Below are 20,347 nucleotides of genomic sequence, written 5' to 3' on the forward strand. Positions count from 1 at the left end.
CAGCTCCTTGTTTATTATGAAATCGTCGAATGAGAATGCTGATAAGCGGAACGACGTACAGCATAGTATATGCGGGGTGCGATAATAGCACCGACAATTGTAAATGCAATATCTTTCACTGCGAACCACATCATAATCATCCAAGCGGCTTTATAACTCATATTACCACCCATGAAAATATTGACTGCCCCGTACATGTAAGTAGTACCGATAATATACGTTAAAATGATTCCTGTGAAAGAGGCAATCGCAAATGTACTGAATGTTGGTTTTTCTTTTTGTTCTACTAGTTTTCCTGATACGTAAGCAACGATAATAAATGCGATAATAAAACCACCAGTAGGATCTAAAAGTGCTCCAAATCCAGCTTTGAAGTTAGCGAAGATTGGCGCACCTGCTACTCCAACAAGCATGTAAACAGTCATTGATAATGCCCCAAGTCTACTTCCGAGAAGAAGACCTGCTAGAATTGCGAAAAATGGTTGCATAGATAATGGAACTCCCGCTATTTGTAGGAATGGTGCCCAAGATACAATATTTGCACCAATAGCCATAAGAGCGACGAACATGGCAGCTAATGCTAAATCTAAAACATGAAATCTTTTCATATTGTTAACCTCCTGTTGTGATTTGGTTAACAATATCGTAGCGAAAATATTTACTTGTTGTCAATCAAAATATTTTGATAGGAAGACTTTAAATAGTCTCTAAGCAATGTGTATGGAATACGAAATTGCGGGATTCCGCTTGAATAAGGAGCAATTTCATATAAAGGGAAATAAATCACAAGATTATCCGGTTCTAAAAAGTAGTGAAACTTTTTTGTACTCGTTACTTTTTCGACTGCATCAGGAAAATAAATGCTTTCATTTTGTTTAATTTGTCTTACAATCTCTGTGCGAAGTATTTCTTTATATTTATCCTCTTGTTGAAATAAGTCGTCTAAGTGTAATAATTTTTTTTCATTTAAATCAAATGTATTTGCCTTCCACGTATAAAGTCCGTGCGCTCCGCCTGTATATTGATAGTAATTCACATATAGACTTAGGAAAGGTGGTTTGTTTAAAGCTACTTTATAGTCAACATTTGCAATGTATGGATGAAAAGGTGTGCTAGATCCTTCTGTTTCTTTATAATATTTCTTCGCTTCTTTTTCTAATTTACTTTTAAATTTAGCAGTAGAGTTTTTGTAATAGGAATTTAGCTTATTTTGAAATTTTGAATCAGAAAAGTTTTGAAAGGAAGGCCTATTAATTTGATATTCTATATAAGGTTTCTTACCTTTTTGCGTTACAGTCTTAACATTGATTGTCAGGTTGGATGCTTTGGCTGTTATTGCACAATTTGGTACAATAGTCAGCAAGGAGAACATAAGCAATAGTATACAAAATTTCTGTTTCATTTAGGTGAAACCTCCTTATATAAGTGTTATAGGTAGTTTGAAAGTAAGTAGGTAAAATTATACATTTGATTTGAAGTGAGAGAGGTTGAAAACGATATGTCAAAAACTTTAATGGATTCGCTTGGAATTGAGTTGTTAGAAATGACAGAGGATAAAGTAGTTGCTACAATGCCTGTTGATGAACGTACACATCAGCCGTTTGGATTTTTACATGGCGGTGCATCTGTTGCATTGGCAGAAACTGTGGCAAGTGTTGGTTCATACAATTTAATTGATCAAGAGAAATGTATTTGTTTCGGATTAGAAATTAATGCAAATCATATCCGCTCAAAGCAAGATGGAATTGTAACAGCAATCGGAACACCGATACATAGAGGGCAATCGACAATGGTTTGGGATATTCGCATCATTGATGAAAATGATGAGTTACTATGCATATCAAGATGTACAGTAGCAATTAAAGAAAAACGTGAAAAATAGAAAAGAGGCGGCTCTTATGAGCTGCCTCTTTTTTATCCCGCATTAACGGGCAGTAAAACGCCCACCTCAAAATTCGGCTGGAGCAAAGAAGTTAGGTGGGAGATCAACTGCCCGTAAACGCCCGATTGGTTCAACTAATAATCAGCGGGGGATGAACAAAACCCCCACTGATTAAAGTTTCACTTTATAATTAGAACTGGATTTTCTTCTCTAAGAAACCTTTTAGTTCGCTAATTGGCATACGAACTTGTTCCATTGTGTCACGGTCACGTACTGTAACAGCTTTGTCTTCAACAGAGTCGAAGTCGTATGTGATACAGAATGGTGTACCGATTTCGTCTTGACGACGGTAACGTTTACCGATAGAACCAGTTTCATCAAAGTCTACCATAAAGTCTTTAGCTAGTTCTGCGAATACTTCAGTAGCACCTTCAGATAGCTTTTTAGATAATGGTAAGATTGCTGCTTTATATGGTGCTAAAGCAGGGTGGAAACGAAGAACTGTACGAGAATCATTTTCTAATTGCTCTTCTTCATATGCATCACATAAGAATGCTAAAGTTACACGGTCTGCACCTAGAGATGGCTCGATGCAGTATGGCACGTAACGCTCATTCGTTTGTGGATCGATATAGTTAAAGTCTTCGTTAGAGTGTTCCATGTGACGTTTTAAATCGAAGTCTGTACGAGATGCAACGCCCCATAGTTCGCCCCAACCGAATGGGAATCTGAATTCAATATCAGTTGTTGCGTTACTGTAGTGAGATAACTCTTCTTCACCATGGTCACGAAGACGCATGCTTTCTTCATGCATACCAAGTGAAAGTAACCAGTTCTTACAAGTTTCACGCCAGAATGCAAACCACTCTAAATCTTCACCAGGTTTACAGAAGAATTCAAGTTCCATTTGTTCGAATTCACGTGTACGGAATGTGAAGTTACCAGGTGTGATTTCGTTACGGAAACTTTTACCGATTTGGCCGATACCAAATGGAAGTTTCTTACGCATAGAACGTTGTACGTTTTTGAAGTTTACGAAAATACCTTGTGCTGTTTCAGGACGAAGGAAGATTTCGTTTGTGCTAGACTCTGTAACACCTTGGAATGTTTTGAACATTAAGTTGAACTGACGGATTTCAGTGAACTCTTCACTACCGCAATCAGGACATTTTACTTCATGTTCTTTCATTAAGTCAGCCATTTGGTCGAAAGTAAGACCGTCAACAACCATTTCGATGCCTTTTGCATCTAATGCATCTTCAATTAATTTGTCAGCACGGTGACGAGCTTTACATTTTTTACAGTCGATCATTGGATCGTTGAAGTTACCAACGTGACCAGAAGCGATCCAAGTTTTTGGGTTCATTAAAATAGCTGCATCTAAACCAACGTTATGTGGAGATTCTTGAATGAATTTTTTCCACCAAGCTTTTTTAACGTTATTTTTTAGTTCGATTCCAAGTGGACCGTAATCCCAAGTGTTTGCAAGACCACCGTAAATTTCAGAACCAGGGAAAACGAAACCGCGATGTTTTGCTAAGTTTACAACTTGTTCCATTGAATACATAATAAAATCCTCCTTTTGAAAGTTAACGTATTGGCGATGACGTGATGGGTACTTTGGAAACGGGGGGTGCCGCTTTTAGGAATATCCAGCTCCAGCGGCTAGAATCTCCGGTCATTTCGCTCTCTCACTCGAAGCAAAAAGCGCTTCAAGGTCGAGAGCTTGAAGTGTCCTGCGATTCTGAACGAGCCGCTTTCGCTTTTAAATTATCTAGCTCCAGCGGCTAAAATGTTCGGTGGCTTCGCTTCTTCCGCCGAGGCCAAAAGCGCCTCTATGTCAGAAGCTCCATCCCCCTCACATTTTGAACGAGCCGCTTGCGCTTTAAGGTATATCCAGCTCCAGCGGCTAGAATCTCCGGTCATTTCGCTCTCTCGCTCGAAGCAAAAAGCGCTTCAAGGTCGAGAGCTTGAAGTGTCCTGCGATTCTGAACGAGCCACTTTCGCTTTTAAATTATCCAGCTCCGGTGACTAGAACAGTCGGTCATTTCGCGCCTTCCTGTGAGGCCAAAAGCGCCTCTTCGTCAGGAGCTCCAATGCCCTCCTGTTCTGAGCAAGTCACCTCCGCTTTTAGTTGATATCTAGCTCCAGCGGCTAAAATGTTCGGTGGCTTCGCTTCTTCCGCCGAGGCCAAAAGCGCCTCTATGTCAGAAGCTCCATCCCCCTCACATTTTGAACGAGCCGCTTGCGCTTTTAATTTTTAAATACAAAAAAGCTCGTCTCTAGGCAATTCTGCCTAGGGACGAGCTTGTATATACCCGCGGTTCCACCCTAGTTGATGCGCATTTGACGCATCCACTTTCATCACGTATTGCTCGAGACTGCCGTTTCCTTGCGGTTTCAGGCTTTCACTATCCCTGAATCGCTTTTGTGCAAGTACTTATAAGTCCGTCATCGCTACTTATATTAATAATGAACATATTCTATCACGTTCTTTTTTAAATCACAATAGAGGAACGCGTCTATCTATGATAGAGTCTCGCCTATTTTTTCGTTACTTATTCCGTAATTTTGTTTAATATGTTTAATTGCTTCACGTTTGCTTAACGGAGCGAGTTCGTTGTTCTGAACGTATTCCCAAACGACATCTGGCTTTGTTTTTGCATATTCACGAAGGACCCAGCCGATCGCTTTTTGAATGAAAAATTCTTTTGAAGAATGTAGTTGTCCAATAATCCAGAAAAGCAGTTCTTCGTCCATTTTTTGTTTGTATTTTAGCTGGAATAAAATTGCAGCACGTTGTAACCATATGTTGTCTGATGCAATCCATTTTGGAATATAGGCAGAAATTAATTCTGGATGTTTTAAAAAGATACTACCTAAAAAGGTAGGGACGATACTATCAACAGAGTCCCACCAAGATTTTGTGACAATAAGTTCTTCTAGAAATGGGATATGAGTTTCGTTTATGTGTTTTTTATATTTTTGCATGATATCGAGTGCGGCAGCTTGAAATTCACGTTCTGGTAATTCCCAAAGCTCACGTATGATAATTTGGAAGTCCTTTTTATCTGGAAGAGTATGTATTTGAATGACGTCTTTTAATAATTGTCTTCTCTCGGGAGTTTGAATACCGAGAAACGGGAAGTGATTTTTCATATAACGTGCCATTGGTTCTGCTTTTTCGGGATTTTGATGAGCTGTAAAATGCTCTTGTAATGCTTTTACAAATGGATGCATAGGTATGTGCTCCTCTCTTATTATCTTTCTCATATTATTATACAGAGAGTTTGGGTGAATTTTAAAACATAACTTGCACTGTAATGAAATATGTTGAGAGTAGAGAGGAGAGGATAAGATGGAAAATCAAGACGTACTAGCAGGTTTCTTTGCTCTTAGTTTTGCGTTTATTCTTGTTATATGTATTTGGGCAATCATTTCGTATTTGTTAACGGCTTTTGCACTTTATACGATGGCGAAAAATGATGGTGCAACGGATGGTGTTCTTGCGTTTATTCCTTTTTTAAATAGTAAGATATGGGGTGATTTAGCGAAGGATAAATTACCAGATTTCTTGAAAGAAGAAGCAGGGTGGAAAGTATTCGGCATATATGTTGCATGTTTCATTTTTAATTTCGTACCAATTATATATTTATTAGCAATAGCTGTATCGCTTGTACTGTCTATTTATCTCATTTACGCCATTTTAGATAGATACGGAACGAATGCGATACTATTTACGATTATTCATGTAATCACATTTTCGGTGTTCTTGCCGATTCATTTATTCATTATTCGAAATGAACCGATGAGGTATAACGAGTAGATCTATGTGGGGAGCTGTTCCAAAGGCATTTTGGAACGGCTCTTTGTCGGTAAATCGATATTTCGTGTAGAATCGTTGATATATTGTAAGGTGTGATAGATATATTTAAAAAATCGTTAATATAGTTTCGTTTACTAAGGAAAAAAGAAAAAGGGCTGCCACATGGGACAGCCCTTTTTTCTATTACATAAGGTAGCGTAAGTAAATGTAAATATGAGAAATGATTAATGAAACGATCATAATTGGGAAGCCGACTTTAAGGAATTCCATGTAGCTGAATTTATGTCCTTCACGACTTGCGATTCCGGCTACGATTACGTTAGCAGAAGCACCGATTAATGTTCCATTTCCACCTAAGCAAGCACCTAATGCTAATGCCCACCATAGTACGTCAATTTGTGCGTCAGAAGGTGATAAACCTAGCCCAACTGCCATATCGTTAATAAGTGGGATCATTGTTGCAACGAACGGAATATTATCAATCGTTGCAGAGGCGATACCAGATACCCATAGAATAAGGATAGATGCTTGAGAAATATCTCCGCCTGTTATTCCAATTACTTTTTGAGCTAACATTTTGATAAGCCCGATATCGATAAGTCCTCCAACGAGTACGAATAGTCCCGCGAAGAAGAAGATTGTTACCCATTCTACACTTGCGAATACCTCTTCAATTTCATGTTCTTTCACACCAATTAGCATAAGTACAGTAGCACCAGTTAAGGCGATGATAGCTGCATCGATATGGAAAATGGAATGAGTCATGAAACCTAAAATAGTAAGTCCAAGTATTGTTAAAGATTTCTTCATTAATACTGGATCTTTAATGTATTGTTTTTCATCTAAGCTCATTAACTTTTTAATTTGTACAGGATCAGCGATTAATTGCTTACGGTACATGAAGTAAAGTATTGTCGCTGTAACAGCAATAATGATGATTACGATTGGTGCTAAGTTGAATAAGAAAGCATTGAAGTCTAAATGTTTATTAGCAGAACCAATCATAATATTTGGCGGATCACCAATTAATGTTGCTGTTCCCCCGATGTTTGAAAAAATAATTTCAGAAAGTAAATATGGAACAGGATTTACCTGCAAGATGCGCGTAATAGATAAAGTAACTGGAACAACAAGAAGTACAGTTGTAACGTTATCTAAAAATGCGGAGCCAAGCGCGGTAAGTAAGGAAAGTGAAATTAAAATTTTAATTGGATTTCCTTGTGCTCCTTTTGCGGCTTTAATGGCAACGTATTGGAAGACCCCTGACTTACTTGTAATATTTACTAGAATCATCATACCGATAAGTAACGTAATTGTTCCCCATTCAATATGTTTCGTAAAGGCGTTGTGTAAGTCAACGACCCCTACAATTACCATAAGTGCTGCGCCAAGAAGTGCTATGACAGCGCGGTTGATTTTTTCAGAAATAATAATGGCATATGTAATTAAAAAGACTGCGATAGCAAAATAATACTGCCAGTTTGCGAGCTCTTGCGTTGTTTCGTGCAAAACTCTCATCTCCTTTCGTTCACTTTTCTTAGTGTGTCAAAAATGTTCTAGAAGAAACACACATAAAGTCATTATAGAGTAGAAAAATGGCGGATGTAAATGAAAGGGTTTATTTTGTCATATTTTCTGCATAGGTCATTTTTTCTTATTTTTAAAAATATTTGTGGGTATTTGACATATATATAAGATACATCCAATCTGAATATTTAAAATGGAATCAGCATTCGAGCTTGTTCGTGTAGGAGTGTCAAATAGAAAGGAATGACAAAGATGATAAGGAAGGGATCGTATGGATGAACAACGATTTTTGTTTTTAGACTTTGAGTTTACGATGCCCCAGCATAGAAAAAAACCAAAAGGTTTTTTTCCAGAAATTATTGAGGTCGGACTCGTTTCAGTTGTTGGTTGTAAGGTGGAAGATACGTATGCATCGCATGTTAGACCGAAAACATTTCCGTCTTTAACGGATCGATGTAAAAAATTTTTAGGAATTAAACAGGAAGTAGTGGACAAAGGAGTTTCTTTTCATGAACTTGTTGAGAAACTTGCAGAATATGAAAAGAGATGTAAACCGACAATTGTAACGTGGGGAAATATGGACATGAAAGTCTTAAAGCATAACTGCGAAATGGCGGGAGTAGAATTTCCATTCTTTGGACAGTGTCGTGATTTATCGCTTGAGTATAAGAAGTTTTTTGGAGAGAGAAATCAAACAGGGCTGTGGAAGGCAATTGAGGCATATGGAAAAGCAGGAACAGGAAAGCATCATTGTGCGCTTGATGATGCGATGACGACATATAATATTTTTAAGTTAGTAGAAAAAGATAAAGAGTATTTGGTCAAACCAGCACCTCCGACATTAGGGGAACTTGTTGATTTTTCGAAAGTGTTAAAGAGAGTGAGTACACAGTAACGACCAAATTGCAAACTATGTAATTTGGTCGTTTTGTTTTTTAAAGTTTGTAATCTTGCTTCAATTGCTGAAGTGTTTCTAGACTACGCCCCGCAAAAGGTGAATCATCTTCAGAAAATGAATTCATTTGAGTTTCTAATGCTAATTTTAGTGACTCTGTATAATTTGGAATTTCTCCTTCATATTTCTTCACCATTTGCTCTGGAATGTTCGTCTGTTCACGAAAAGCTAAAGCGCGTCTTTCATGGAAGAATGGTACGTCAGCTTGTTTTACATTATGTAAATCACCTTGCACTGGATGTTTTAAAACGGCTAATACTTTTACGACGTAACTGCCAGGACGGCTATTTGTAATTTCGCCGATGTATTTTCCAGTTTTATAAATGCCAGTAACGATTTCACCAATTTCAAATGTTTCTCTCATATTTTTCACCTCAAGTTTATAGTAAGGAAAGTATGAGAAGGAGTCAAAGAAATCAGTTGATTTTTGAATGTCCTTGAGAATGTGACAGGCTTCAACTATAATTTAAAATGATATAACAGAAAATTCTGATGTTAATTATTTTCATAAATTCCCTGATAAGGAGTGTTGTATATGATGCCTTTATATTTTCCTGAAGATAAAACAGAATATATTATTCCAGGTATTGTTTGCGTTCTATTTATCATCGGTGCGGTTGCTACGTGGCGTATGTTTATTCGTGTATCAAAACGAGAAGCAGAGCGATTACAGAAAGTAGAAGAAAAGCTTTTAGCTGAAAAGAAACAGTAATTCATTTTTGTATGTTTCCCTCTATGCTCGGACAATCTAAGGGCAGAAAGTATTTTGGAGGGAATTGAATGAAAAGACGGCTTTTTTTCAGTTGTTGTTTATTATTTCTGATGGCGGGTTGTGACCAAGGAAAGCCGAAAGAAATTGACGTGAAATTACATAATGCTTCAGGAGATGAAGTAGGGACTGCGAAAGTAGTGGAGCAAACAAGTGGAGTGAAAATTAAGATTAAAGGGGAAGGCTTTGCACCAGGACCACACGGGATACATGTACATGAAATCGGAGAATGTAAAGCGCCTCGTTTCGAATCATCTGGGAATCATTTTAATCCAGATAATAAAGAACATGGGCTCTTGAATCCGAAAGGTGCGGAAAATGGTGATTTACCGAATGTAGTGGCGGATGGTTCTGGAAAGATTAAAGCAGAAATTGATGCACCGCATATAACGCTTAAAGAAGGAAAAACGACGATTCATAGAAAAGATGGAGCGTCTATTATTATTACAGAAAACGCTGATGATGGCATGACACAACCAGCTGGAAAATCTGGTGACCGAATTGCTTGTGGTGTTATTGTTAAAAAAGCGTCGGATATGAAGAAAAAATAGAAGCTACCGTGGATGGTAGCTTCTATTTTTATTATGTTGAAAATGTATAGCGAAGTCTGTTTAAAATTTCTTCTAAAACAGATCTTGGGCAACCGATGTTAATTCGAATATGTTCTTCTCCGCCCAATCCGTACTTTTCACCAGGTTCAACAATGATTTTTCCTTTATCCTCAAGTAATGTAGTTCGCTCGTTTTGAGAAAGGTTTAGATGAGAACAATCAATCCATAATAAAAAGCTACCTTCAGGTTTAATTACGGAAAGAGTAGGTATGTGCTTTTCAATATATTCACAAGCAAATCGAGCGTTATCTTCAACGTATAATCGAATTTCACTTAGCCAATCATTACATTCTGTATATGCACTTTGCATTGCTGTATAAGCAAATATATTTAATCCGTGAAACCCTTGTCGATGTTGAACAGACGTAAAGGCATGACGGAGTTTTTCATTCGGAATAATAATGATAGATGCTTGTAATCCAGCGATATTAAATGTTTTGCTCGGAGCCATACAAGTAATGGTGCGCGCTGCTAATTCTTCGGATAAAGAAGCAAATGGTGTATGAGAATGCCCCGCGTAAATAATATCGGCGTGAATTTCATCTGCGATAACGGTTACATTATATTTTGTACATAACGCACCAAGCTCTGTTAGTTCCTCTTTCGTCCAAACTCGTCCGATAGGATTATGAGGACTGCAAAGAAGCATCAGTTTTACGCCTTGTTGAAATTGAGTTTCTAAATGTTCGAAGTCTATCTTATATATGTTATTTTGTTTACGTAATGGACTCGCACATAATTGCCTGTTATTTGTTGTGACCATTTCAAAAAATGGTGGATAAATAGGAGGTTGTATGAGTACGGATTCTCCTTCTTTCGTTAAAGCCTGTATGCTTGTACTAAGAGCTGGAACGATGCCTGCGCTAAATACAATCCATTCTTTTTGTATATCCCAATTGTATTGGCTTTTTGCCCAGTCGCAAATAATATCCCCGATATTTTCAGGAGGAAGTGTATAGCCGAAAATGGGATGTTCTATACGTTTTTGTAATGCAGTTTGAATTGGTGTTGGTACTTCAAAATCCATATCGGCAATCCAAGCGTGAAGGAGTTCTTCGTTTTTATATGTATCCCATTTTGTACTGTGTGTTCCTCGCCGATTTACCGTTTTATGAAATAGCTGCATATGTTTGCCCCTTTCTTCTGTGAAAACATTGAATTGTGAAAATTCTCTCTCTTCTTATAGAATAGCTGATATGATACGATAAAGAAAAGCATTAAAAAGTGAAAAGGCGGGAAGTAGATGGGTACATATGAAAAGATGATAGAGGTTGTGAAAAATTGGGACCCATTTCAAATGGGACCAGAATTTTATGAAACAGAAGCAAGCGATGTTGTGAACGTCGCAAGTGTGTTCGACGATTCAAAATATATAGCAAAGAAGATTCAACATATATACTTTATGTCTTTTGAGGAAGTACCTGCGCTTGAAAAATGTGAGAAATTAGCTGAGGAGTTACTTGTATTAAAAGAAGGCGGAAGTTGTTCATTATAGGCTGTCGGAATTTCCGACAGCCTTTTTGTTTATTTTCATTCGGATTGATTAAAGCTTCACTTTATCCCGTTTTAACGGGCAGTAAGACTCTGGCTTCAAAATTCGGTTGAAACAAAGAGGTTAGGCGAGAAATCAAACTGCCCGTAAAATCCCGATTGGTGAAGGCTAATAATCCGTGGGGATAGAACCTCCCACGGATTAAAGCTTCACTTTATTGCGTCGCAAACGCAATAATTTCTTCATAAACATGATCGGGCTTTTCTTCAGGGAGTAAGTGCCCTGTATTTTCGTAAGAAATGAAAGTTGAATTAGGTAGGTCTTTATGGAGACGGCGTCCTACATGTACAGGAACGACGCGATCTTTTTCACCCCAAATGAGTAATACTGGGGTTTCGATTTTTTGTAATTCAGTTGAAGATAAGTCACCCTCACGGTCCCTTATCATTCGAGTTAAAGCAGGGAATATACGATCATCATAAAAAGGAGCAGCATAGCCTTCCATCATTTCATTGTCAATTAATGAATGGTCATGAACGACATTCATTAAGTTATGAACGATTCCCCTTCGAATAATCCAGTTCTTCACGTATAAGTGGAAGAACGGTAAATAAGAGGAGTACAGTAAAGGTAAGTTTGCGCGTGCTAAATAACTAGAGCTACATAGTAAAATCGTCTTTGAAATTAATTCAGGGCGTAGCCTATTTACATAGAGTGAAATTTGTCCCCCCATAGAATGACCGACTAATACAATATTTGAGAGAGCTAAATGTTCTATTAAATCGATAATAATAGCCGCTAAATTTTGATAAGAATACTTAAAGAGATGAGACTTATCACTTTTTCCGAACGGTGGTAAATCAAGAGCGATTACTGTACCTTCTTTCGTTAATAAAGGGATGAGTCGTCGATAGCTAAATGAGGAAGAAAGGAAGCCGTGAATGAGTACGAAAGTAGGTCGCTCTTTTTTAGTATTATGTTCATACAATTCGTAATGAATAGTAGTGCCGCGAGTGGAAAAAGTGAAGTAAGGGCATTTGCATTCATGGTTCATTTTTTGTCACTCCATTGATTTTTGTTCATATCATCTCCAGATAAGAAAAAAATATGTTAACAAAAAAAGGCAAGATGACGATGTCATCTTGCCTTTCGCGTATTTATCCCGCTATTTGCGGGCAGTAAGACTCTCACCTCAAAATTCGGCGAATGCGAGGAAGTTAGGTGGGAGATAACTGCCCGTAAAATCCCGATTGGTGAGGGTTGATTAAAGTTTCACTTTATAATTACCCACGTACAATATTAGGTGGTGTTTTTCCTTGTAATCCTGCCACTAAATTTTCAGCAGCTGTCATTGCCATTTGCTGCCTTGTTTTTAATGTTGCAGATCCGATGTGTGGTAAAGTTACAACGTTTTGTAATGATAAGAGCGGATTATCTTTTTGAACCGGCTCTTGTGTAAAGGTATCAATGCCTGCTGCAAAGATTTTCTTTTCTGTTAACGCATGGATTAACGCTGCTTCATCCACTGTTTTCCCGCGAGAAGCATTAATGAAAATTGCTGTTTCTTTCATTAGTGAAAATTCCTTTTCACCGATAAGATGATACGTTTCATCTGTTAATGGAGTAAGAAGCACAATAAAATCAGATTGTTTGAGTAGTGTTTGTAAATCACAATATGTAGCATTGAATTTTTGTTCAGCTTCTTCTTTACGACGACGATTATAGTAAAGAACGTTCATATCAAATCCGAACTTCGCGCGTTTTGCGACAGTTTCTCCGATTCGTCCCATTCCAATAATACCGACTGTACTATGGTGCACATCTAGTCCGAAGTGTTCTTTTCCGATTTCAGCATTCCATTCACCGTTTTTTACATATGAATTGAGTTCGCAAACACGACGACCAGCAGATAACATAAGAGCGAAAACGAGGTCAGCTACCGTATCATCTAATACGTATGGTGTATTCGTTCCGATGACATTTCGCTTTTCCATCGCTTGTAAATCGAAATTATCGTAACCAACAGAAATGTTGCTCACGACTTTTAAGTTAGGAGCTGCAACTAACAATTCTTCATTAATAGCAGATCCGAAATTTAATAACCCGTCTTTATCTTGTATTTTCTCCACTAGAACATCACGAGGTACTTTCTCATTTTGATCCCATTTTTCGTAATCACAGTGTTCTGATAAATAGTTTTCTACAAATGTTGGAACTGGTTCGGCAATATATACTTTTGGTTTCAAGGTTCCATCCCCTTTCCTTTTTATTTTCACATAATTCTCAAAAAAAATCTTCTTTTCAAACAGGAAAGAGTATTTGTATAATTTAGACACAAACGAATAGGAGGGATGAATTATATGGTGACTGAAAAGGAATTAGAATTATTAGCTTGTCTTGAGAAGAATAGTCGTTTATCTGTAGATACATTAGCGAAGCTGTTAAATATAGAAGTAGAAGAAGCGAAAAAGATGGTTGCGAAATTAGAAAGCGAAAAGATTATCGTGGACTATGTAACGCATATCGATTGGACAAAAGTGAAAGAACATACTGGTTTAACGGCGATGATTGATGTGAAAGTTACACCGAAGCGCGGTGTTGGTTTTGATGCGGTTGCTGAACAAATTTATCGTTATTCAGAAGTGAAATCCGTGTATTTAATGTCAGGGACATATGATCTTTCTATTACATTAGAAGGAAAGACGATGGGAGAAGTAGCGATGTTTGTTTCTGAGAAATTAGCAACAATTGAATCTGTCGTTTCTACAACAACTCATTTTATTTTGAAGAAGTATAAACATGAGGGCATTATTTATGAAAAGACAGATGATGATAAGAGAATTGTGGTGACACCGTGAAGCAATTTGACCTATCTAGAGTAGCGGAATCTTTACAACCGTCCGGTATACGAAAGTTTTTTGATTTAGCGGTAAGCATGAAAGGCGTTATTTCACTTGGAGTGGGGGAGCCGGACTTTGTTACACCTTGGAATATAAGGCAAGCATGTATCCGTTCTTTAGAGCAAGGATATACAGCCTATACAGCAAATGCAGGATTATTGGAGCTCCGTCAAGAAATAGCAAAGTATCTAAAAAAACAATTTGCAGTATCTTATGATCCGAATGATGAAATCATTGTTACAGTTGGAGCGAGTCAAGCGTTAGATGTAGCGATGCGTGCTATTGTAAACCCTGATGATGAAATACTTATTATTGAACCAAGTTTCGTTTCGTATGCACCGCTTGTTACGTTAGCGGGCGGGGTTCCAGTTCCGGTAGCGACTTCATTAGAAGATGAATTTAAAGTACAGCCAGATCAAGTTGAAGCAGCTATTACAACGAAAACAAAGGCAATATTACTTTGTTCCCCCAATAACCCAACAGGCGCAATGCTAAATGAATCCGAATTAGAAAAGCTAGCAGTTATTGTTGAGAAGTATAATTTAATCGTGTTATCTGATGAAATTTATGCAGAACTCGTATATGACGAAGCATATACGAGTTTCGCGAGTATTAAAAATATGCGTGACCATACAATTTTAATTTCAGGGTTTTCAAAAGGATTTGCAATGACGGGATGGCGTCTTGGGATGATTGCAGCTCCTGTTCAATTTTCAGAATTAATGCTCAAAATCCACCAGTATTCAATGATGTGTGCACCGACGATGTCTCAATTTGCAGCACTTGAAGCATTACGTACAGGAAATGATGAAGTAATTCGAATGAGAGATAGCTATAAAAAGCGTCGTAACTTTATGACGACATCTTTCAATGAAATGGGCTTAACGTGTCATGTACCGGGCGGAGCATTTTATGTCTTTCCTTCCATTGCTTCAACCGGACTATCTTCAGCAGAATTCGCAGAACAGTTATTATTAGAAGAAAAAGTAGCTGTTGTTCCCGGAAGTGTATTTGGCGACAGTGGTGAAGGATTTATTCGTTGTTCATATGCAACATCGCTTGAGCAACTTATGGAAGCAATGAAGAGAATGGAACGGTTCATAGAGAATAAAAAAAGGACAAAACACAATACGTTTTGTCCATAAAAGGGGGGGAATACTAGAAAGCCATGTGTTAGTATTCTATCCTAATATTGGAGAATTATACGTATTACAGGAAATTTTTTCGTGAATTTTGAATGAGTTCTATCATAGTGGTATAATTTACTAATATAAGGTGTACTTATCCTAGATAGCTTTACTGAGGATAAGTACTAACCAATCGGATATTTAACAATAAATACATCTGCTTTGCTATCTACAATTGTAGAGAAAATGGTAAACGTATGGGAGTGTTTCATATGTCAGAACAATATACAACAGGAGTGGTTGTAACAGGGAAAGTGACTGGAATTCAAGATTATGGTGCATTTGTAGCGTTAGATGCAGAAACACAAGGACTTGTGCATATATCTGAAATTACAAATGGCTATGTAAAGGATATTCATGACTTTTTAAAAGTCGGCGATACAGTAGAAGTAAAAGTACTTTCAATTGATGAAGAGCACAGAAAAATGAGTTTATCGTTAAAAGCGGCGAAAAGAAAACAAGGAAGGATTCTTATACCGAATCCATCTAAGGACGGATTTAATACGCTGCGAGAAAAGCTAGCAGAATGGATTGAAGAATCGGAGGTAATAAAGTAAAAGAGGAACGCATATGAGCGTTCCTCTTTTACTTTGACTTATGATATATATATTTGCAAATATGATTGCATGCAATCATATTCGTATGTCGGAGGTGAAAAAGACATACTGACTATCGAATTTCATGTGTTTCTGGGTGAGTACCGAGATTTTCGGATGGTTTAAATAGTAAACCAAGATTGATAAGCCCAGAAATACCAACGATGCCGTAAATAATACGTGCAAGAGCGGAGTTTTGTCCACCGAAAATAGCTGCTACTAAGTCAAACTGGAAGAACCCGATCAGTCCCCAGTTAACAGCACCGATTACAGTGAAGACTAATGCGATACGTTGCAATGTACTCATGAAAAAGCCCCCCCTTAATGTGAAGCATGAGCAAGTGAAGAGTTAATAAGAAAATTTAACTCCTTTATAGAATGGTATAGTTTTGTTGTTTTTATACATGAAAAATAAATGTACGGAAAACGATGTATATACATCTATACCGAAAAATGCGAATTTTTATGCAAAAAATGAACTTTTTCTAAAAAATAAATAATGGTTACGTTTACAATTATTGAATCGCTTGATTTACAACTTTAGTTTCGCTAAAGTGAATACAGAAATACATATACATAATTGGAGGGAAAAAGATGAGTACACATGTAACGTTCGACTATTCTAAAGCGTTATCCTTCATCGGTGAACATGAACTAACTTATTTACGTGATGCAGTGAAAGTAACACATCATGCAATCCACGAAAAAACTGGAGCTGGGAACGATTTCCTTGGGTGGGTAGAGCTTCCGCTTCAATATGACAAAGAAGAATTCGTTCGCATTCAAAAATGCGCAGAAAAAATTAAAAATGACTCTGACATTTTACTTGTTGTAGGTATCGGTGGTTCTTACCTAGGAGCACGTGCAGCAATCGAAATGTTAAACCATTCTTTCTACAACACGCTTTCTAAAGAACAACGTAAAACTCCACAAGTGCTATTTGTTGGACAAAACATTAGCTCCACTTACATGAAAGATTTAATGGATGTATTAGAAGATAAAGACTTCTCTATTAACGTTATTTCCAAATCAGGTACAACAACAGAGCCTGCAATCGCATTCCGTATTTTCCGTAAGTTATTAGAAGAGAAATATGGAAAAGAAGAAGCTCGCAAACGTATTTATGCAACTACAGATAAAGCACGTGGTGCATTAAAAACATTAGCTGATAACGAAGGTTACGAAACATTCGTAATTCCAGATGATGTTGGCGGTCGTTTCTCAGTATTAACACCAGTTGGTTTATTACCAATCGCAGTAAGTGGTTTAAATATTGAAGAGATGATGAAAGGTGCAGCTGCTGGTCATGATGACTTCGCGACATCAGAACTGGAAGAAAACCCAGCTTATCAATATGCAGTAGTTCGTAACGCTCTTTACAATAAAGGGAAAACAATTGAAATGCTTGTTAACTATGAGCCAGCACTTCAATACTTCTTAGAGTGGTGGAAACAGTTATTTGGTGAAAGTGAAGGAAAAAATCAAAAAGGTATTTTCCCATCTTCAGCAAACTTCTCAACTGATTTACACTCATTAGGTCAATACATTCAAGAAGGTCGTCGTGACTTATTCGAAACAGTTCTTAAAGTAGGTAAATCTACACATGAACTAAAAATCGAATTAGATGACAACGATTTAGATGGATTAAACTACCTTGCTGGTGAAACTGTAGACTTCGTAAACACGAAAGCATACGAAGGTACATTACTTGCACATAGCGATGGCGGAGTACCAAACTTAATCGTAAACATCCCTGAATTAAATGAGTACACATTCGGTTATCTTGTATACTTCTTCGAAAAAGCATGTGCGATGAGCGGCTATTTACTAGGCGTAAATCCATTTGATCAACCAGGAGTAGAAGCATACAAGAAAAACATGTTTGCTTTACTTGGTAAGCCAGGATTTGAAGAGTTAAAAGCAGAATTAGAAGAGCGTTTAAAATAATAAAAGGCGACCGGATTTCCGGTCGCTTTTTATTATTTTATCGAAAAGTACATCGGTATATTAAAACTGGAATGGGTATGCTAAAGGAAAAGTCTAGGAGGGATGGGCTTGCTTCCGATTCAATCAAATTTAGAAGGACGTACATATGCGTTATATAAGTTAGAAGAAATTATGAAACCACTTGGATATAATATTGGTGGCAATTGGGATTATGATAAAGGATGTTTTGATTATAAAATCGGCGAAGAAGATGGCTATCAATTTTTACGAGTACCATTTACAGCGGTGGATGGAGAACTAGATGTTCCTGGTGTAGTAGTCCGTCTTGAAACACCGTATATTCTTTCGCACGTATATGAAGACGAACTAGATGATAATGTGAATGCGTTAACAGCTGGAACGAGTGGATTTGATCAATTTGCTGAGCCGAAAGATCCAGATGGAGATGTGAAGAGAAAGTATATCAATATTGGGAAAGTGTTAGTGCAAGAACTAGAAAAACATTTTTTTAATGGCGAATAACAATGAGTATGTCGCTTTCAATGAGAACAAAGGAATGGACTGGATTAATCATGTATTGCTCGTCGCGTTTTATGCCTAGTAAGAGAATGTTTTGCTTTAAAAGAGTATAGCTACAATTTGCAAAAGTTTGTCCTATGCAGGACGAGGAAAGCTCCATCAGTTGTAATTTGTTATCAGAGATTTCATCGTAAAGTGAGAATAGTACACCTGAAATGGAAGGGAATAAAAGAGAAGCGGTAAATACATAGCTCGTTAATTTATTTCCTTCTATAATTTCTGATACGCCAGCTCTCGTTGCATTTTGGATTTGTTCAGAAGTAAGAAGTTCAGCGATGCAGTGAATGTTTGGATTAAGTCCTTTTGCAGTTAAAATATTTAAAATGGATTGTGTATCTGCTAAGCTTTCGTTTTTCTCTTTATCCGCTGTTATTAATATAGTGTGAGCTGTTGTAATGTTAGCTTTTAATAAAGTTTGATCGTGATGCGGACAACCTTTTATAAATTCTAAATGATGAAATGGCTTTGGAAGTAAAGAAAGTGTTTCATCAATTAAAACGATATCAAGGTTCGGTTGTAATATATGCATTTGTTTTACAACATGTTTTGCACGTTCATTCCAGCCAACGACAATCATATGACCATTAGAGGTAGCGGCTTCTTCTCCTTTAATTTTCATATATTGTTTATTAATCATGTCGGTAGCGAATAGAACCATATAATAAGAACAAAATCCAGTTCCTAATAAAATAATGCCTATACCAATAAGTTTTCCTATCGTTGTATGAGGTGCAAAGTCACCGTATCCAACGGTGAAAATGGTAACGATTGACCACCAAACCCCGTCGAACCATGTGGTGAAGTGAGCTGGCTCGAGTGTATGTATAAGAAAGCCAGAAAAAGCAGTAAGTACAATAATAAAACAAATTAAACGAAAAATAATGGAATCACGAAATGTATCTACTAAATTCGGACGGGATTTCAACTTCCTATTCCTCCTTACTTTTCAGGACTACATTCATTGTTACCATTATAGAAAAAAGAAAAACTCTCTAATTAAAAAGAGAGTTTGTTCCGATTGGTGCGGGCTGATTAAAGTTTCACTTTATTTCATATTACATACTTTCAACTTCAGTTTGTTGGACACTTTCAAGATGCTGAAGAGCATAATAAACATCAGCAGTATGCCGTTTTTGATCGATAGATAATTTAAGGTGTAAATAGTGAGCACCATTTTCTAATGTTTTGAGCTTCATATTCTTAACTTTTATATCCATTTCTTTTATCTCTTCAATTACAATTGGAATATTGTCCATATCGCGCACAACAAGTTTCACTGCGATATCACGTTGACGAAATGATTTAGGGCCTATAAATTTCATCGTTAATGGTATAAGTTCTACACTAATCATAAGGAAACACATTCCAAAAGTAGCCTCGATATAGAAACCAGCTCCAACGGCAATACCAATACCGGAAGCACCCCAAATCATAGCGGCAGTTGTTAGTCCTGCAATACTATCATTTCCTCTTCGTAAAATAACGCCGGCACCTAAAAATCCGATTCCGGATACGATTTGAGCGGCGAGTCGAAGTGGATCCATATTCATATGATCGGTATGCGGTAAGTTGTAAGCTGCTTTAATAGAAACAATCGTCAGGAGGCAACTAATTATAGAAATAACTAAGCACGTTTTTAAACCGAGTGGTTTCCGTTTTAATTCACGCTCTAAACCGATGGCGAATCCTAAAATAGCTGAGAGACCTAGTTTGAGTAATAAATCGGCGTAGTCCATATATATTCCTCCTTGTATGATATAGGAATAAAACATTTATATAGAAAGAAATGTTTTGGGATAGAGTGACTTTATATAGAATATATGTAGGAATTACTTAGAAATGAAAGAGATAGTTCGTTTAAGTATATGATATTAAAAAAGAAATGTGGGTGGTTTTTAAAAAAGTTTATAAAAGGTGTTGCATTTCATTTTCCCCCATGATATATTAATAACCGTCGCTGATGCGGAAACGCAGAAAACGACAAAAAAGAAATTGAAAAACTTAGTTGACATCGAAAAACGAAGATGTTAACATAAGGAAGTCGCAAATGAGCGACCAAGTAGTTCTTTGAAAACT

At 37.1% G+C, this 20,347-nt stretch carries 24 protein-coding genes; 11 read left to right on the forward strand and 13 right to left on the reverse strand.

From position 1 onward, the window contains the following. Positions 1–14: 14 nt before the first annotated feature. Both KI356_RS12725 and KI356_RS12730 read right to left on the reverse strand, forming a co-directional pair. Positions 15–608, reverse strand: a complete 594-nt coding sequence (locus KI356_RS12725) for a biotin transporter BioY (RefSeq protein WP_212935589.1) — start codon at positions 606–608, stop codon at positions 15–17. Positions 609–658: 50 nt separating this feature from the next. After that, positions 659–1,402, reverse strand: coding sequence for a DUF3298 and DUF4163 domain-containing protein (locus KI356_RS12730; protein ID WP_212935590.1), 744 nt, complete (start codon positions 1,400–1,402; stop codon positions 659–661). Between the two features lie 96 nt (positions 1,403–1,498). On the opposite strand from KI356_RS12730, the gene KI356_RS12735 reads away from it, so the two are divergent. Next, positions 1,499–1,882 (forward strand): hotdog fold thioesterase, encoded by a 384-nt coding sequence (locus KI356_RS12735; protein ID WP_002034550.1) that lies wholly within the window; start codon positions 1,499–1,501, stop codon positions 1,880–1,882. Between the two features lie 190 nt (positions 1,883–2,072). Here the strand turns inward: KI356_RS12735 and KI356_RS12740 are convergent, their stop codons facing one another. The 3 genes from KI356_RS12740 to KI356_RS12750 all read right to left on the reverse strand — a co-directional run bounded on the left by KI356_RS12740 (position 2,073) and on the right by KI356_RS12750 (position 5,122). Next, complete coding sequence (locus tag KI356_RS12740) at positions 2,073–3,449, reverse strand: glycine--tRNA ligase (RefSeq protein WP_128281981.1); 1,377 nt, start codon at positions 3,447–3,449, stop codon at positions 2,073–2,075. Between the two features lie 203 nt (positions 3,450–3,652). Next, positions 3,653–3,808, reverse strand: coding sequence for a hypothetical protein (locus KI356_RS12745; protein WP_212935591.1), 156 nt, complete (start codon positions 3,806–3,808; stop codon positions 3,653–3,655). A gap of 600 nt (positions 3,809–4,408) precedes the next feature. Then, positions 4,409–5,122, reverse strand: coding sequence for a DNA alkylation repair protein (locus KI356_RS12750; RefSeq protein ID WP_212935592.1), 714 nt, complete (start codon positions 5,120–5,122; stop codon positions 4,409–4,411). Positions 5,123–5,240: 118 nt separating this feature from the next. On the opposite strand from KI356_RS12750, the gene KI356_RS12755 reads away from it, so the two are divergent. Beyond that, the gene (locus KI356_RS12755; RefSeq protein WP_212935593.1) at positions 5,241–5,708 is read left to right on the forward strand and encodes a hypothetical protein; all 468 of its coding nucleotides are present in this window, start codon (positions 5,241–5,243) and stop codon (positions 5,706–5,708) included. A gap of 183 nt (positions 5,709–5,891) precedes the next feature. On the opposite strand, the gene KI356_RS12760 is transcribed toward KI356_RS12755, so the two are convergent. Then, entirely contained in the window at positions 5,892–7,217 is a 1,326-nt protein-coding gene (locus KI356_RS12760; protein WP_002124414.1) for an ArsB/NhaD family transporter, read from the reverse strand. Between the two features lie 289 nt (positions 7,218–7,506). On the opposite strand from KI356_RS12760, the gene kapD reads away from it, so the two are divergent. Further along, complete coding sequence (gene kapD, locus KI356_RS12765) at positions 7,507–8,130, forward strand: 3'-5' exonuclease KapD (protein WP_128281983.1); 624 nt, start codon at positions 7,507–7,509, stop codon at positions 8,128–8,130. 40 nt (positions 8,131–8,170) lie between these two features. On the opposite strand, the gene kapB is transcribed toward kapD, so the two are convergent. After that, on the reverse strand, positions 8,171–8,554 hold the full coding sequence (kapB, locus tag KI356_RS12770) for a kinase-associated lipoprotein KapB (RefSeq protein WP_212935594.1): 384 nt from the start codon (positions 8,552–8,554) through the stop codon (positions 8,171–8,173). A 171-nt stretch (positions 8,555–8,725) separates the two neighbouring features. Here kapB and KI356_RS12775 point away from each other — a divergent pair, with 171 nt between their 5' ends. Both KI356_RS12775 and KI356_RS12780 read left to right on the forward strand, forming a co-directional pair. Then, the gene (locus KI356_RS12775) at positions 8,726–8,902 is read left to right on the forward strand and encodes a hypothetical protein (protein WP_000982763.1); all 177 of its coding nucleotides are present in this window, start codon (positions 8,726–8,728) and stop codon (positions 8,900–8,902) included. A gap of 68 nt (positions 8,903–8,970) precedes the next feature. Continuing rightward, positions 8,971–9,510, forward strand: a complete 540-nt coding sequence (locus KI356_RS12780; RefSeq protein ID WP_128281984.1) for a superoxide dismutase family protein — start codon at positions 8,971–8,973, stop codon at positions 9,508–9,510. Between the two features lie 31 nt (positions 9,511–9,541). Here KI356_RS12780 and KI356_RS12785 read toward each other — a convergent pair whose 3' ends face one another. After that, entirely contained in the window at positions 9,542–10,696 is a 1,155-nt protein-coding gene (locus KI356_RS12785; protein ID WP_212935595.1) for a MalY/PatB family protein, read from the reverse strand. A 117-nt stretch (positions 10,697–10,813) separates the two neighbouring features. On the opposite strand from KI356_RS12785, the gene KI356_RS12790 reads away from it, so the two are divergent. Further along, positions 10,814–11,065: a DUF1871 family protein gene (locus KI356_RS12790; RefSeq protein ID WP_002124429.1), complete on the forward strand. Its 252-nt coding sequence runs from the start codon at positions 10,814–10,816 to the stop codon at positions 11,063–11,065. A gap of 211 nt (positions 11,066–11,276) precedes the next feature. Here the strand turns inward: KI356_RS12790 and KI356_RS12795 are convergent, their stop codons facing one another. Both KI356_RS12795 and KI356_RS12800 read right to left on the reverse strand, forming a co-directional pair. Continuing rightward, complete coding sequence (locus tag KI356_RS12795; protein ID WP_128281986.1) at positions 11,277–12,116, reverse strand: alpha/beta fold hydrolase; 840 nt, start codon at positions 12,114–12,116, stop codon at positions 11,277–11,279. Between the two features lie 229 nt (positions 12,117–12,345). Further along, positions 12,346–13,338 (reverse strand): 2-hydroxyacid dehydrogenase, encoded by a 993-nt coding sequence (locus tag KI356_RS12800; protein ID WP_212935596.1) that lies wholly within the window; start codon positions 13,336–13,338, stop codon positions 12,346–12,348. A gap of 84 nt (positions 13,339–13,422) precedes the next feature. Between KI356_RS12800 and KI356_RS12805 the strand changes: the two genes are divergently transcribed. From KI356_RS12805 to yugI, 3 genes are all read left to right on the forward strand, one after another. Next, positions 13,423–13,920 (forward strand): Lrp/AsnC family transcriptional regulator, encoded by a 498-nt coding sequence (locus KI356_RS12805; protein WP_002124435.1) that lies wholly within the window; start codon positions 13,423–13,425, stop codon positions 13,918–13,920. Then, entirely contained in the window at positions 13,917–15,107 is a 1,191-nt protein-coding gene (locus KI356_RS12810; protein ID WP_128281988.1) for an aminotransferase, read from the forward strand. The genes KI356_RS12805 and KI356_RS12810 overlap by 4 nt, the downstream gene beginning before the upstream one ends. A gap of 254 nt (positions 15,108–15,361) precedes the next feature. Continuing rightward, positions 15,362–15,706 (forward strand): S1 domain-containing post-transcriptional regulator GSP13, encoded by a 345-nt coding sequence (gene yugI / locus KI356_RS12815; protein ID WP_002124438.1) that lies wholly within the window; start codon positions 15,362–15,364, stop codon positions 15,704–15,706. Between the two features lie 112 nt (positions 15,707–15,818). Here the strand turns inward: yugI and KI356_RS12820 are convergent, their stop codons facing one another. Beyond that, entirely contained in the window at positions 15,819–16,052 is a 234-nt protein-coding gene (locus KI356_RS12820) for a DUF378 domain-containing protein (protein WP_002124440.1), read from the reverse strand. Positions 16,053–16,339: 287 nt separating this feature from the next. Here KI356_RS12820 and KI356_RS12825 point away from each other — a divergent pair, with 287 nt between their 5' ends. Next, positions 16,340–17,692 (forward strand): glucose-6-phosphate isomerase, encoded by a 1,353-nt coding sequence (locus tag KI356_RS12825; protein WP_212935597.1) that lies wholly within the window; start codon positions 16,340–16,342, stop codon positions 17,690–17,692. A gap of 108 nt (positions 17,693–17,800) precedes the next feature. Then, the gene (locus KI356_RS12830) at positions 17,801–18,214 is read left to right on the forward strand and encodes a YugN-like family protein (RefSeq protein ID WP_128281989.1); all 414 of its coding nucleotides are present in this window, start codon (positions 17,801–17,803) and stop codon (positions 18,212–18,214) included. Here the strand turns inward: KI356_RS12830 and KI356_RS12835 are convergent. Both KI356_RS12835 and KI356_RS12840 read right to left on the reverse strand, forming a co-directional pair. Next, on the reverse strand, positions 18,201–19,196 hold the full coding sequence (locus KI356_RS12835) for an ion channel (RefSeq protein WP_128281990.1): 996 nt from the start codon (positions 19,194–19,196) through the stop codon (positions 18,201–18,203). The two genes, KI356_RS12830 and KI356_RS12835, sit on opposite strands and share 14 nt — an antisense overlap. A gap of 130 nt (positions 19,197–19,326) precedes the next feature. Further along, complete coding sequence (locus KI356_RS12840; protein ID WP_128281991.1) at positions 19,327–20,007, reverse strand: MgtC/SapB family protein; 681 nt, start codon at positions 20,005–20,007, stop codon at positions 19,327–19,329. Between the last annotated feature and the right edge of the window lie 340 nt (positions 20,008–20,347).

The organism is Bacillus hominis (assembly GCF_018332515.1).
Lineage (GTDB): Bacteria > Bacillota > Bacilli > Bacillales > Bacillaceae_G > Bacillus_A > Bacillus_A hominis.

Coding starts and splice junctions, on each gene's coding strand:
- KI356_RS12725 (WP_212935589.1), bottom strand. CDS start 608: ATGAAAAGATTTCATGTTTTAGATTTAGCATTAGCTGCCATGTTCGTC.
- KI356_RS12730 (WP_212935590.1), bottom strand. CDS start 1,402: ATGAAACAGAAATTTTGTATACTATTGCTTATGTTCTCCTTGCTGACT.
- KI356_RS12735 (WP_002034550.1), top strand. CDS start 1,499: ATGTCAAAAACTTTAATGGATTCGCTTGGAATTGAGTTGTTAGAAATG.
- KI356_RS12740 (WP_128281981.1), bottom strand. CDS start 3,449: ATGTATTCAATGGAACAAGTTGTAAACTTAGCAAAACATCGCGGTTTC.
- KI356_RS12745 (WP_212935591.1), bottom strand. CDS start 3,808: ATGACCGGAGATTCTAGCCGCTGGAGCTGGATATACCTTAAAGCGCAA.
- KI356_RS12750 (WP_212935592.1), bottom strand. CDS start 5,122: ATGCATCCATTTGTAAAAGCATTACAAGAGCATTTTACAGCTCATCAA.
- KI356_RS12755 (WP_212935593.1), top strand. CDS start 5,241: ATGGAAAATCAAGACGTACTAGCAGGTTTCTTTGCTCTTAGTTTTGCG.
- kapD (WP_128281983.1), top strand. CDS start 7,507: ATGGATGAACAACGATTTTTGTTTTTAGACTTTGAGTTTACGATGCCC.
- kapB (WP_212935594.1), bottom strand. CDS start 8,554: ATGAGAGAAACATTTGAAATTGGTGAAATCGTTACTGGCATTTATAAA.
- KI356_RS12775 (WP_000982763.1), top strand. CDS start 8,726: ATGATGCCTTTATATTTTCCTGAAGATAAAACAGAATATATTATTCCA.
- KI356_RS12780 (WP_128281984.1), top strand. CDS start 8,971: ATGAAAAGACGGCTTTTTTTCAGTTGTTGTTTATTATTTCTGATGGCG.
- KI356_RS12785 (WP_212935595.1), bottom strand. CDS start 10,696: ATGCAGCTATTTCATAAAACGGTAAATCGGCGAGGAACACACAGTACA.
- KI356_RS12790 (WP_002124429.1), top strand. CDS start 10,814: ATGGGTACATATGAAAAGATGATAGAGGTTGTGAAAAATTGGGACCCA.
- KI356_RS12795 (WP_128281986.1), bottom strand. CDS start 12,116: ATGAACCATGAATGCAAATGCCCTTACTTCACTTTTTCCACTCGCGGC.
- KI356_RS12805 (WP_002124435.1), top strand. CDS start 13,423: ATGGTGACTGAAAAGGAATTAGAATTATTAGCTTGTCTTGAGAAGAAT.
- yugI (WP_002124438.1), top strand. CDS start 15,362: ATGTCAGAACAATATACAACAGGAGTGGTTGTAACAGGGAAAGTGACT.
- KI356_RS12820 (WP_002124440.1), bottom strand. CDS start 16,052: ATGAGTACATTGCAACGTATCGCATTAGTCTTCACTGTAATCGGTGCT.
- KI356_RS12825 (WP_212935597.1), top strand. CDS start 16,340: ATGAGTACACATGTAACGTTCGACTATTCTAAAGCGTTATCCTTCATC.
- KI356_RS12840 (WP_128281991.1), bottom strand. CDS start 20,007: ATGGACTACGCCGATTTATTACTCAAACTAGGTCTCTCAGCTATTTTA.